The following is a 12,437-nucleotide window of genomic DNA, read 5'->3' on the forward strand; positions in this document are numbered from 1 at the left end:
TGTAACGGAATCCTGAGCGTACTGCTTGGCCTCTCCGACAGACTTCTCAGGCGGCCTCAACCTTTACCGGTACCCCATTCAATGCAGCGTTTCCCGACAATGCATCCAAGTGGCGCTCATCGGTCAGGTCATTGACGCTGCAGCCCGGCTGCTGCGTGGCAATGTTCATCTGCACTCCCGAGCGCCCGTGCCCCCAGCCATGGGGCAGGCTCACGACTCCGGGCATCATCTCCTCACTGGCCAGCACTTCGACTTCCACCGCACCGACCCGGGAACTGATACGCACCCTCTGGCCATCGCTCAGGCCCCGCCGGGCCAGGTCCTGGGGATGCATCAGCAACTGATGGCGAGGCTTGCCCTTCACCAGGCGATGATAGTTATGCATCCAGGAATTATTGCTGCGCACATGCCGGCGTCCGATCAGCAGTAACTCCTCCACTGCCGGCGCCCCCTGCTCGGCAAAGCGCTGCAGGTCCGCCATGATCGCCGGCGGTGCGGCCTGGACCCTGCGGTTATCGGTCCTCAGGCGCTGCGCCAGGTTTGGCTGCAGAGGCCCCAGGTCGATGCCATGCGGGTGCTGTTCGAGGGTCTGCAAGGACAAGCCAAACGGTGAGCCATCGCCATAACGCCCGGCTCTGAGGCCCATGTCGATCATCTGCGCAGGGGCCATGGTCGGCTTGAGCGGGTTTCCAGTCCTTGCCGCGAACGCCTTGGCCAAGCCGACGAATATCTCCCAATCGTGCAGGGCCCCCTCGGGCTTGGGCAGGATCGCTCGATTGAAACGGCTGACATTACGCACAGCAAACAGATTGAAGGTGGTGTCGTAGTGATCGTTCTCCAGCGCTGAGGTAGAAGGCAGGATCAAATCTGCATAGCGAGTGGTCTCATTGATGTACAGATCGATGCTGACCATGAAATCCAGGCCGTCCAGGGCCTCCTCCAGGCGCCGGCCATTGGGGGTGGACAGCACCGGGTTGCCCGCCACCGTGACCAGGGCTCGTACCTGCCCCTCCCCCGGAGTGAGCATTTCTTCAGCCAGGGCTGAAACGGGCAGTTCGCCACCGTACTCGGGAAGCCCGGACACCCGACTCTGCCAGGCATTGAAATGCCCGCCGGAGGTCGCCGCCACCAAATCCACCGCCGGCTCGGTACACAAGGCGCCGCCAACCCGATCGAGATTACCCGTGATCAGGTTCAGCAATTGCACCAGCCAATGACACAAGGTACCGAACGCCTGGGTGGAGATCCCCATGCGTCCGTAGCAGACGGCCTTGTCCGCACTGGCAAAGTCCCGGGCCAGCTGACGAATCAGGAGAGCCGGAATCGCACACAGTGGGCTCATGGCCTCGGCGGTGAAACGGGAAACCGCCTGGCGCACCTCGGCCACCCCATCCACCTGCAAATGGCTGTCGCGGGTCGGCCCCTCCTCGAAGATGCTGTTCAACATGCCCAGTAGCAAGGCCACGTCTGCACCCGGGCGAATGAACAGGTGCTGGTCGGCCATCGCCGCCGTCTCGCTGCGTCGAGGATCGACCACCACCACCTTGCCTCCCCGAGCCTGGATGGCCTTCAGGCGCTTTTCCACGTCCGGCACGGTCATGATGCTGCCATTGGACGCCAAGGGGTTGCCGCCAAGGATCAGCATGAAGTCGGTGTGATCGATATCGGGGATCGGCAACAGCAAACCATGGCCGTACATGAAGTAACTGACCAGATGGTGGGGTAGCTGATCGACAGAGGTCGCCGAAAACCGATTGCGAGTCTTGAGCTGGTTGAGGAAATAGCCGCTATGGGTCATCAATCCATAGTTATGGACGCTGGGATTACCCTGGTAGGTGGCGACCGCATCATTGCCATGGTGCTGCTGGATATCCACCAGGCGCTCGGCCACCAGGGCAAAAGCCTCGTCCCAGCCGATAGGCTGCCATTGCTTGCCGATGCGACGTACCGGCTGGCGCAAGCGATCAGGATCATTCTGGATATCTTGCAGGGCCACGGCCTTGGGACAGATATGGCCACGACTGAAACTGTCTTGATGATCGCCCTTGATCGAGGTAATGCGTGGGCCGCCCTCCTCTTCCTGCGTCACTTCCAGGGTCAAGCCGCAAATAGCTTCACACAGATGGCAAGCACGGTGATGCAGAGTCTTGGTCATGGCCAGCCTCTATTATTTGAAGTACCTGCGTTCAGGCACCGAAGGCAAAAACTATGGCCGCAGCCACGCAAGGACACCAGGGACGTTCGTCATATGAATTCATGGCTATCAACCCAGGCCATGATTGCCACGCTCAATTGGGCGGCAGCCTGGGCAAGCCCTCGGAAGGTATCTGGGCCGTGGTATCCACAGGGCCTTGCCCCGGGTAATCGGCCGACAATTCGGCGAGCAATCGCCAATGCTCGTCGAGACCGGCGCTGATGCTCATCATCCGGTCGATCATCTTGCGCGCAGCAGCCCGGGTCACCTGGTCCTCGCTGCGCAACAGCTCGAATGAAAACGCCGTCACCGAGGCGGTCATGTCGGTGAGCGCCCGGGCCGTGAGCCCCAGCAGCGTCATCAATTGTTGCTCCTTGGACTCCATCGCACATGCATCCCTGCTACTGATTCGCCTTTATAACCCCAGCACTTTGCATTAGGAAATGTTTCAGGCTGGGCCCCCACAAACGCCCCCATCACGAATCTTCGGCCCATGGGTCAGAAAACGACCGCACCGGCACCGGCAGCGCCCCACTCAATTGCCAAGCCGTGCCGGGGCAGTGTACAAATGCCTGGCTGCTGTCTGGAAACTGGTCCCTGAAGTGCCAGCGCATTCGCACCCTGGCCTCCCTGAATGCCCATAATCGTCGTAGCACTATTGGTAAGACGCGACATTTAATTATAAGATCGCGCCTTCCCCTATTTCGTCGCCCCGTGCGGCTTCCGCCGCAGGTCCAGCCCGTTGTTCGACAAAACAAGGCTTTGAGAATCTGCGGTCCGTTGCAAATAAGGTAGTTAATGATGAGCGCAAGGCACTTTCTCTCCCTGATGGATTGCACGCCCGAAGAGCTGGTCAGTGTGATCCGTCGAGGCATCGAGCTGAAGGACCTGCGTAACCGCGGTGTACTCTTCGAGCCCTTGAAAAATCGTGTGCTGGGCATGATTTTCGAAAAATCGTCGACTCGTACCCGACTCTCCTTCGAAGCCGGCATGATCCAGCTGGGCGGCCAAGCCATCTTCCTTTCGCCACGGGACACCCAACTGGGACGCGGCGAGCCTATCGGCGACTGCGCCATCGTCATGTCGCGCATGCTCGACGCCGTAATGATCCGCACCTTCGCCCACAGCACCTTGACCGAGTTCGCGGCCAACTCCCGCGTGCCGGTGATCAACGGCCTGTCCGATGACCTGCACCCGTGCCAGTTGCTGGCCGACATGCAGACCTTCCTCGAACACCGCGGCTCGATCCAGGGCAAGACCGTGGCCTGGATCGGCGACGGCAATAATATGTGCAACAGTTATATAGAAGCGGCCATCCAGTTCGACTTCCAACTGCGCATCGCCTGCCCTGAAGGCTATGAACCCAACCCACAATTCGTCGCCCAGGCTGGGGACCGGGTGACCATCGTCCGCGACCCACGGGAAGCCGTGCGCGACGCCCACCTGGTCAGCACTGATGTCTGGACCTCCATGGGCCAGGAAGAAGAAACCGCCAAGCGCCTGGAGTTGTTTGCCCCCTTCCAGGTCAACCGTGCCCTTCTCGACCTGGCAGCAGCGGACGTACTGTTCATGCACTGCCTGCCCGCCCACCGCGGCGAGGAAATCAGCCTCGACCTGCTGGACGACCCACGCTCGGTTGCCTGGGACCAGGCAGAAAATCGCCTTCATGCACAAAAGGCCCTGCTCGAGTTCCTCGTCGAGCCGGCGTACCACCACGCATGAGCCAGCCATTGCTACTGAACCTGCGCAACCTGGCTTGCGGCTACCAGGACCAACGAGTGGTGCAGAACCTCAACCTGCACCTCAACGCCGGGGATATCGGATGCCTGCTAGGCTCCTCCGGTTGCGGCAAGACCACCACCTTGCGGGCCATCGCCGGTTTCGAACCGGTGCATGAGGGTGAAATCCAGCTGGCTGGCGAAACCATCTCCAGTGCCGGCTTCACCCTGGCCCCGGAAAAACGCCGGATCGGCATGGTGTTCCAGGACTATGCGCTGTTCCCCCACTTATCCGTGGCAGACAACATCGCCTTCGGCATCCGCAAGCACCCTGAGAAGGACCGGGTGGTCGCCGAGCTGCTGGAACTGGTCAACCTCAAGCAGTTGGGCCAGCGTTTTCCCCATGAACTCTCCGGAGGCCAGCAACAACGCGTGGCCCTGGCCCGCGCCCTGGCACCCGAGCCCCAACTGCTATTGCTCGACGAGCCGTTCTCCAACCTGGACGGCGAACTGCGTCGCAAGCTCAGCCATGAGGTGCGCGACATCCTCAAGAGCCGGGGAACCAGTGCGATCCTGGTCACCCACGACCAGGAAGAAGCCTTTGCGGTAAGCGACCAGGTCGGAGTCTTCAAGGAAGGTCGCCTGGAGCAATGGGACACCCCCTACAACCTCTACCACGAACCGCAGACCCCCTACGTCGCCAGCTTCATTGGCCAGGGCTACTTCATTCGTGGCCAGTTGAGCAGCCCCGAATCGGTCCATACCGAACTGGGCATGCTGCAAGGCAACCGAGCCTATACCTGGCCAACCGGTGGTGCGGTTGACGTGCTACTGCGCCCGGACGACATCGTCCATGCCCCCGACAGCGCACTCAAAGCTCGGGTGGTCGGCAAAACCTTCCTCGGAGCCTCGATTCTCTATCGCCTGCAATTGCCCACCGGCAGCCAGCTGGAATCGATCTTTCCCAGCCATGCCGACCATCGGGTGGGAGAAGACGTAGGCATTCGCGTGGCCGCCGAGCACCTGGTGCTGTTCCAGGCCAGCGGCAGCACGGCGGCACAGATCCCGGCAAACGACTCCGGTGTACGGCGCTACAACAGCGCCCACTGAAACGACACCTCGGCTCCGGTGCGGTACCGGAGCCGGCTGTCGCACCATGCCCCAGGCACCGACTGCCGAGACTCAGGGACGTCCGATATCGGCAAACCCGGCCTGGGTATGTTCGGCCAGAACCGCCGCCGCCAACTCCACCTCCAAGCCTCGACGACCGGCGCTAACGAAGATGCTGGACAAGGGCTGCGCAGTACTATCGATAAATGTCCGCAAGCGCTTCTTCTGCCCCAACGGGCTGATTCCTCCCAGCAGGTAGCCAGTGGCACGCTGGGCGGCGGCAGGGTCGGCCATCTCGGCTTTCTTCACCCCAGCGGCATGGGCCAGGGCCTTGAGGTCCAGACTGCCGGCCACCGGCACCACCGCCACCAACAATTCCCCCTTCTCACTGCTGGCCAACAGGGTCTTGAACACCCGTGCCGGATCAAGGTTGAGCTTCTCGGCCGCTTCGAGCCCATAGGAAGCTGCCTTGGGATCATGTTCGTAACTGTGAATGCGATGTTCGGCGCGAACTTTTTTCAGCAGGTCCAGTGCAGGGGTCATGGCAGCTCCAGGGCAGGGATAAAAGGCAAAACAAAGCTTGCGGATTTTAGGCCATTGATCGACAAAAGGCTCTAATCCGAGCCTTGAAAACCAGCCTCCTCCCCCGGCAACGCCGGCCTTGCTGTCACTCCTGGGCAGAGCGCCGCCGATCATTCATTTGACTGATATCTATAAAATGACCAGTCGTTCACTTTCGACCTTTGACAGCGGTGTTTCTTGTCTATATTTTTTCGTTTCTGAATATCATGCGGTAAATGCAAGCTGCTACCCAGTAACAAGACGAGGCCGGAATGGGGATTCCGCCTTCGTTGGAAGTCGCGCTCCATGCCTTTTGCAGCAGCGCCAGACAACAACAAAAATCGAGGTTCACAATGACAACTGCTCTGCAACAACCGTCGCTATCTGGCCAATGCATGGCCGAGTTCCTGGGCACCGCACTGTTGATCTTTTTCGGCACAGGATGCGTCGCCGCGCTCAAGGTCGCGGGGGCCAGCTTCGGCCTATGGGAAATCAGCGTCATCTGGGGGATCGGCGTCAGCATGGCGATCTACCTGACCGCCGGCGTTTCCGGCGCGCACCTGAACCCTGCCGTGAGCATCGCCTTGTGCCTGTTCGCTGATTTCGAGAAGCGCAAGTTGCCGTTCTACATCCTGGCCCAGGTGGCTGGCGCCTTCTGCGCCGCCCTGTTGGTTTACACGCTGTACAGCAATCTGTTCTTCGATTTCGAACAAGCCCACCAGATGGTCCGTGGCTCCCAGGCCAGCCTGGAACTGGCCTCGGTATTCTCCACCTTCCCTAATCCGTCCCTGAGCACCGCCCAGGCGTTCCTGGTGGAAGTGGTGATCACTGCGATCCTGATGGGCGTGATCATGTCCCTGACCGATGACAACAACGGCCTGCCCCGCGGCCCCATGGCCCCGCTGCTGATTGGCCTGCTGATTGCCGTGATCGGCAGTGCCATGGGCCCGCTGACCGGTTTTGCGATGAACCCGGCGCGGGACTTTGGCCCTAAACTGATGACGTTCTTCACCGGCTGGGGTGAGATTTCCTTCACCGGCGGCCGTGACATTCCGTATTTCCTGGTGCCAATCTTCGCTCCGATCCTGGGCGCCTGCCTCGGTGCAGTTGCCTATCGCAGCCTGATCGCCCGCCACCTGCCCAGCAGCGCGCCGTCTCCAGAGGCCGAGCAGGCCGCAGATGGCAAAGTAAAAGCTTCCTGAATCCAGCGGCGCGTGATCCTGCCCAAATCGATCCCGCGCCTGTTTCCACTCCCTTATTTCGTCCAAGGCAATCGACATGACCGACATTCAGAATAAGAACTACATCATTGCCCTCGATCAGGGTACGACCAGCTCCCGAGCCATCATTTTCGACCGCGACGCCAACGTGGTCTGCACCGCCCAGCGCGAGTTCGCCCAGCACTACCCGCAAGCCGGCTGGGTCGAGCACGACCCCATGGAAATCTTCGCCACCCAGAGCGCGGTGATGGTCGAGGCCCTGGCACAAGCCGGCCTGCACCATGACCAGGTAGCCGCCATCGGTATCACCAACCAGCGTGAAACCACCGTGGTCTGGGACAAGAACACCGGTCGCCCGGTCTACAACGCCATCGTCTGGCAGTGCCGGCGCAGCACCGAGATCTGCCAGCAGCTCAAGCGCGACGGCCTGGAAGACTACATCCGCGAGACCACCGGCCTGGTCACCGATCCGTATTTCTCCGGCACCAAGCTCAAGTGGATCCTCGACAACGTCGAAGGCAGCCGCGAACGCGCCCGCAACGGCGAACTGCTGTTCGGCACCATCGATAGCTGGCTGATCTGGAAATTCACCGGCGGCAAGACCCACGTCACCGACTACACCAACGCCTCGCGCACCATGCTCTTCAACATCCATACCCTGGAATGGGATGCGAAGATGCTGGAAGTGCTGGACATCCCGCGCGAGATGCTGCCGGAAGTGAAGTCCTCCTCGGAAATCTACGGCCGCACCAAGAGCGGCATCGCCATCGGCGGTATCGCCGGCGACCAGCAAGCGGCGCTGTTCGGCCAGATGTGCGTCGAGCCAGGCCAGGCCAAGAACACCTACGGCACCGGTTGCTTTTTGCTGATGAACACCGGCGACAAGGCGGTGAAGTCCCAGCACGGCATGCTCACCACCATCGCCTGCGGCCCACGCGGCGAAGTGGCCTATGCCCTGGAAGGTGCTGTGTTCAACGGCGGCTCCACCGTGCAGTGGTTGCGTGACGAGCTGAAGATCATCAACGACGCCCACGACACCGAATACTTCGCTGGCAAGGTCAAGGACAGCAACGGCGTGTACCTGGTACCGGCCTTCACCGGCCTGGGTGCCCCCTACTGGGACCCCTACGCCCGTGGCGCGCTGTTCGGCCTGACCCGCGGCGTGCGCGTGGACCACATCATCCGCGCCGCCCTGGAATCCATCGCCTACCAGACTCGCGATGTGCTCGACGCCATGCAACAGGACTCCGGCGAGCGCCTCAAGGCCCTGCGTGTCGACGGCGGAGCCGTGGCCAATAACTTCCTCATGCAGTTCCAGGCCGACATCCTCGGCACCCAGGTAGAACGCCCGCAAATGCGTGAAACCACCGCCCTGGGCGCCGCCTACCTGGCAGGCCTGGCTTGCGGTTTCTGGGGCAGCCTGGAAGAACTGCGCGGCAAGGCGGTGATCGAGCGTGAGTTCGAACCACAACTGGCCGAAACCGAAAAAGAAGCGCTGTATGCAGGCTGGAAGAAAGCCGTCAGCCGCACCCGCGACTGGGAACCCCACGACGAGGCCAAGTAAGCCAAATCCTGGATTCCATCTCCAGGCGACCTGGGCAGCCCCGCATGGCCTGCGGGGCTGCGCAACGAACCGGCATAGCCGCATCCACACCTGCCACAGGCAAGGTGTGCGGGCCGGTTTTTAAGGCACGGCACTCGCCGTCACCCAGCCTGGCAACTGGTAGGGAGCGGATTCCTGCGGCATCATGGGCAAATTTGCACGGCAGCCCAAAGGAAGCCCCATGAATCTGCCTCCCCGTCAGCAGCAAATCCTCGACCTGGTCCGCGAACGCGGCTATGTCAGCATCGAGGAATTGGCCCAGCTGTTCGTCGTCACCCCGCAGACCATCCGCCGCGATATCAACCAGTTGGCAGAAGCCAACCTGTTGCGTCGCTACCACGGTGGCGCGGCCTATGACTCCAGCGTAGAAAACACCGCCTACGCCATGCGCGCCGACCAGATGCGCGATGAAAAGCAGCGTATCGGCGAAGCCGTCGCCGCGCAGATCCCCGATCACGCCTCGCTGTTCATCAATATCGGTACCACGACCGAATCCATCGCCCGCGCCCTGCTCAACCACAGCCACCTGAAGATCATCACCAACAACCTGCACGTGGCCTCGATGCTCAGTGCCAAGGATGATTTCGATGTGCTGCTGACCGGCGGCAACGTCCGCCGCGATGGTGGCGTAGTGGGCCAGGCCAGCGTCGACTTCATCAACCAGTTCAAGGTGGATTTCGCCCTGGTGGGTATCAGCGGCATCGACGAAGACGGCAGCCTGCTGGATTTCGACTACCAGGAGGTGCGGGTCTCCCAGGCGATCATCGCCAATGCCCGGCAGGTGATCCTGGCCGCCGACTCCAGCAAGTTCGGACGCAATGCCATGATCCGCCTGGGCCCCATCAGCCTGATCGATTGCCTGGTCACCGACCAGCAACCAGTACCAGCCCTGACCCAACTGCTCAACCAGCACAAGATCCGCCTCGAAGTCGTCTGACGCCCCCTTCACCCGCGACCGGGCAGTCCTCCTTGCCCGGCCGTTGCGGCAACGCTCCTGCCCGCCTCCTGCCTGCACACCCACGACTGCAATAATCGCCTGACAATGTTCGCAAACCGACTTTTCGGGGCCCTTCGATCAGTTTTTTCAATCGAAGCGCGCTGGATACCGCCTTGTTTATACGCTAGTATTTTCGGAAATGAACATTAATGTTCGAATTCAAATATCAAAGCAACACGAGGCCAGTCGATGCCCACTTCTACCTTGTCCGCGCGCCCTCTTTCCGAGGTTTACGATATCGCCGTCATTGGCGGTGGGATCAACGGTGTTGGAATTGCCGCAGATGCGGCGGGTCGCGGCCTGTCCGTGTTCCTTTGTGAAAAGGACGACTTGGCCAGCCACACCTCATCGGCCAGCAGCAAGCTGATCCACGGTGGCCTGCGTTACCTGGAGCACTACGAGTTCCGCCTGGTACGTGAAGCCCTGGCCGAACGCGAAGTGCTGCTGGCCAAGGCGCCACATATCGTCAAGCCCATGCGCTTCGTGTTGCCGCACCGTCCTCACCTGCGTCCGGCCTGGATGATCCGTGCCGGCCTGTTTCTCTACGATCACCTGGGCAAGCGGGAAAAACTCGGCGGCTCGCGCAGCCTGAAGTTCGGCGCCGACAGCGCGCTGCAAGCGCAGATCACCAAGGGTTTCGAATACTCTGACTGCTGGGTCGATGACGCACGCCTGGTGGTACTCAATGCCATGGCTGCCCGTGAACATGGCGCCCACGTACACACCCAGACTCGCTGCGTCAGTGCTCGTCGCAGCAAGGGTCTGTGGCAACTGGACCTGGAACGCGCCGATGGCAGCCTGTTCTCCATCACTGCCAAGGCCCTGGTGAACGCTGCCGGACCTTGGGTCGCCAAGTTCATCAAGGACGACCTGAAGCTGGAATCGCCCTACGGCATCCGCCTGATCCAGGGCAGCCACCTGATCGTGCCCAAGCTATACGAAGGTGAGCACGCTCATATCCTGCAGAACGAAGACCAGCGCATCGTCTTCACCATCCCCTACCTCGACCAGTTCACCCTGATCGGCACCACCGACCGTGAATACACCGGTGATCCAGCCAAGGTAGCGATCACCGAAGGGGAAACCGACTACCTGCTGCAGGTGGTCAACGCCCACTTCAAGAAACAACTGAGCCGCAGCGATATCCTGCACACCTACTCCGGTGTTCGCCCGCTGTGCAACGATGAATCCGACAACCCTTCGGCAGTGACCCGTGACTACACCCTGGCGCTGTCCGGCAATGGCGACGAAGCTCCATTGCTCTCGGTGTTCGGCGGCAAGCTCACCACCTATCGCAAGTTGGCCGAGTCGGCCATGGCCCAGTTGGTGCCTTACTTCAAGCACGCCAAGCCGAGCTGGACTGCCCGCGCCAGCCTGCCCGGTGGCGAGGACATGACCACGCCACAGGCCCTGGCCGACGCCATCCGCAGCAAATTCGACTGGCTGCCCAGCCAGATCGCCCGCCGCTGGGCGACGACCTACGGCAGCCGTACCTGGCGCCTGCTGGAGGGAGTGCACAGCCTGAGCGACATGGGCGAGCATCTGGGGGGCGGTCTCTACAGCCGCGAAGTGGACTACCTGTGCAGCGAGGAGTGGGCAGTCAAGGCCCAGGACATCCTCTGGCGCCGAAGCAAACTGGGGTTGTTCACCACCCCGGAAGAGCAACAGCAGTTGCAGGCCTACCTGCAGAAGATCGAACTCAATCGCGGCAAGATCAAGGCCGCCTGAGTTCCACTGCCATGAAAAAGCCCCTGCACCGTGAGGTCCAGGGGCTTTTTCATGGACTGAACATGAACCCCTCGCCATTTCGCGACGCCGAAGCGCCGTCATTATCGTTCGGATTTCCGAACGCAACCCCGCCAGGGATTCGGTAAACCGGATGAACCCGTCCCACAACCTCTGCCATGAATATTTAATAGCCTTTGAAATCAAGGCTTTGACCATGATCAACTGGCCTGGCACGACTCATGCTCTACACTGTCCGACGAATGCCTGTCGTGCCAACACAACAGGAGCCGTCGAGGCATTCGCTGTATAAAAGAGCCGTCCAATCGGCTGTATAAAAAAAACAAATGTCGAGGAAATACTGATGCGCATCGTTCCCCATCTGTTGGGCGCAGCTATCGCTGCCGCTCTGATTAGCACTCCAGTTTTCGCAGCCGAACTCACCGGCACACTGAAGAAAATCAAAGAGTCCGGCACCATCACCCTCGGACATCGCGACGCTTCCATTCCGTTTTCCTATATCGCCGATGCTTCGGGTGTGCCAGTGGGCTACTCCCACGACATCCAGCTGAAGATCGTCGAAGCCATCAAGAAAGACCTCGACATGCCTGACCTCAAGGTCAAGTACAACCTGGTCACCTCCCAGACCCGTATCCCGCTGGTGCAGAACGGCACCGTGGACGTCGAGTGCGGCTCCACCACCAACAACGTCGAGCGCCAGCAGCAGGTCGACTTCTCGGTCGGTATCTTCGAGATCGGTACCCGCCTGCTGTCCAAGAAGGACTCCACCTACAAGGACTTCGCTGACCTGAAGGGCAAGAACGTGGTGACCACCGCCGGTACCACTTCCGAGCGCATCCTCAAGGCCATGAACGCCGACAAGCAAATGGGCATGAACGTGATCTCCGCCAAGGACCACGGCGAGTCGTTCCAGATGCTCGAATCGGGCCGCGCTGTCGCCTTCATGATGGACGACGCCCTGCTGGCCGGTGAGATGGCCAAGGCCAAGAAGCCTACCGACTGGGCCGTGACCGGTACCCCTCAGTCCTACGAAATCTACGGCTGCATGGTCCGCAAGGGTGATGCTCCCTTCAAGAAAGCCGTGGACGACGCCATCGTCGCTACCTACAAGTCGGGCGAGATCAACAAGATCTACGACAAGTGGTTCCAATCGCCGATCCCGCCAAAAGGCCTGAACCTGATGTTCCCGATGAGCGACGAGCTCAAGGCCCTGATCGCCAATCCGACCGACAAAGCGGCTGACGACAAAAAGTCCTGATTCCTGACTAACCTTACTCCTGAAGGGGCC

The 12,437-nt window shown here is 60.7% G+C and carries 10 protein-coding genes; 7 read left to right on the forward strand and 3 right to left on the reverse strand.

Annotated features, from left to right (window positions below; translation table 11 throughout):
* Positions 1-46: 46 nt before the first annotated feature.
* Together I9018_RS25685 and I9018_RS25690 are read right to left on the reverse strand one after the other, a co-directional pair.
* Positions 47-2,155 carry a molybdopterin oxidoreductase family protein gene (locus I9018_RS25685; RefSeq protein WP_241107862.1) on the reverse strand — a complete coding sequence of 703 codons (2,109 nt, stop codon included), beginning with the start codon at positions 2,153-2,155 and terminating at the stop codon, positions 47-49.
* Positions 2,156-2,288: 133 nt separating this feature from the next.
* Positions 2,289-2,579 (reverse strand): hypothetical protein, encoded by a 291-nt coding sequence (locus I9018_RS25690; RefSeq protein WP_068585002.1) that lies wholly within the window; start codon positions 2,577-2,579, stop codon positions 2,289-2,291.
* A gap of 416 nt (positions 2,580-2,995) precedes the next feature.
* Between I9018_RS25690 and argF the strand changes: the two genes are divergently transcribed.
* Complete coding sequence (gene argF / locus I9018_RS25695) at positions 2,996-3,916, forward strand: ornithine carbamoyltransferase (RefSeq protein WP_068584999.1); 921 nt, start codon at positions 2,996-2,998, stop codon at positions 3,914-3,916.
* Positions 3,913-5,022 (forward strand): ABC transporter ATP-binding protein, encoded by a 1,110-nt coding sequence (locus I9018_RS25700; RefSeq protein ID WP_068584996.1) that lies wholly within the window; start codon positions 3,913-3,915, stop codon positions 5,020-5,022. The genes argF and I9018_RS25700 overlap by 4 nt, the downstream gene beginning before the upstream one ends.
* A 72-nt stretch (positions 5,023-5,094) precedes the next feature.
* Here I9018_RS25700 and ybaK read toward each other — a convergent pair whose 3' ends face one another.
* Entirely contained in the window at positions 5,095-5,565 is a 471-nt protein-coding gene (ybaK, locus tag I9018_RS25705; RefSeq protein ID WP_068584993.1) for a Cys-tRNA(Pro) deacylase, read from the reverse strand.
* Between the two features lie 371 nt (positions 5,566-5,936).
* On the opposite strand from ybaK, the gene I9018_RS25710 reads away from it, so the two are divergent.
* The 5 genes from I9018_RS25710 (at position 5,937) to I9018_RS25730 (ending at position 12,407) form a co-directional block, all read left to right on the forward strand.
* A complete protein-coding gene (locus I9018_RS25710) occupies positions 5,937-6,785 on the forward strand; it encodes an MIP/aquaporin family protein (protein WP_241107863.1) in 849 nt (282 codons plus the stop codon).
* A gap of 76 nt (positions 6,786-6,861) precedes the next feature.
* On the forward strand, positions 6,862-8,367 hold the full coding sequence (gene glpK, locus I9018_RS25715; RefSeq protein ID WP_068584987.1) for a glycerol kinase GlpK: 1,506 nt from the start codon (positions 6,862-6,864) through the stop codon (positions 8,365-8,367).
* A gap of 220 nt (positions 8,368-8,587) precedes the next feature.
* Positions 8,588-9,343 (forward strand): DeoR/GlpR family transcriptional regulator, encoded by a 756-nt coding sequence (locus I9018_RS25720; protein WP_011063123.1) that lies wholly within the window; start codon positions 8,588-8,590, stop codon positions 9,341-9,343.
* Positions 9,344-9,592: 249 nt separating this feature from the next.
* On the forward strand, positions 9,593-11,131 hold the full coding sequence (gene glpD / locus I9018_RS25725; RefSeq protein ID WP_241107864.1) for a glycerol-3-phosphate dehydrogenase: 1,539 nt from the start codon (positions 9,593-9,595) through the stop codon (positions 11,129-11,131).
* 361 nt (positions 11,132-11,492) lie between these two features.
* Complete coding sequence (locus I9018_RS25730) at positions 11,493-12,407, forward strand: glutamate/aspartate ABC transporter substrate-binding protein (protein ID WP_060840809.1); 915 nt, start codon at positions 11,493-11,495, stop codon at positions 12,405-12,407.
* Positions 12,408-12,437 lie beyond the last annotated feature (30 nt).

This window comes from Pseudomonas sp. MPFS (assembly GCF_022537035.1).
Lineage (GTDB): Bacteria > Pseudomonadota > Gammaproteobacteria > Pseudomonadales > Pseudomonadaceae > Aquipseudomonas > Aquipseudomonas sessilinigenes.

Bases quoted from the DNA above. Each gene is read 5' to 3' on its own strand.
- I9018_RS25730 (WP_060840809.1), top strand. From the start codon at position 11,493: ATGCGCATCGTTCCCCATCTGTTGGGCGCAGCTATCGCTGCCGCTCTG.
- glpD (WP_241107864.1), top strand. From the start codon at position 9,593: ATGCCCACTTCTACCTTGTCCGCGCGCCCTCTTTCCGAGGTTTACGAT.
- I9018_RS25720 (WP_011063123.1), top strand. From the start codon at position 8,588: ATGAATCTGCCTCCCCGTCAGCAGCAAATCCTCGACCTGGTCCGCGAA.
- I9018_RS25690 (WP_068585002.1), bottom strand. From the start codon at position 2,579: ATGGAGTCCAAGGAGCAACAATTGATGACGCTGCTGGGGCTCACGGCC.
- ybaK (WP_068584993.1), bottom strand. From the start codon at position 5,565: ATGACCCCTGCACTGGACCTGCTGAAAAAAGTTCGCGCCGAACATCGC.
- I9018_RS25685 (WP_241107862.1), bottom strand. From the start codon at position 2,155: ATGACCAAGACTCTGCATCACCGTGCTTGCCATCTGTGTGAAGCTATT.
- I9018_RS25700 (WP_068584996.1), top strand. From the start codon at position 3,913: ATGAGCCAGCCATTGCTACTGAACCTGCGCAACCTGGCTTGCGGCTAC.
- I9018_RS25710 (WP_241107863.1), top strand. From the start codon at position 5,937: ATGACAACTGCTCTGCAACAACCGTCGCTATCTGGCCAATGCATGGCC.
- glpK (WP_068584987.1), top strand. From the start codon at position 6,862: ATGACCGACATTCAGAATAAGAACTACATCATTGCCCTCGATCAGGGT.
- argF (WP_068584999.1), top strand. From the start codon at position 2,996: ATGAGCGCAAGGCACTTTCTCTCCCTGATGGATTGCACGCCCGAAGAG.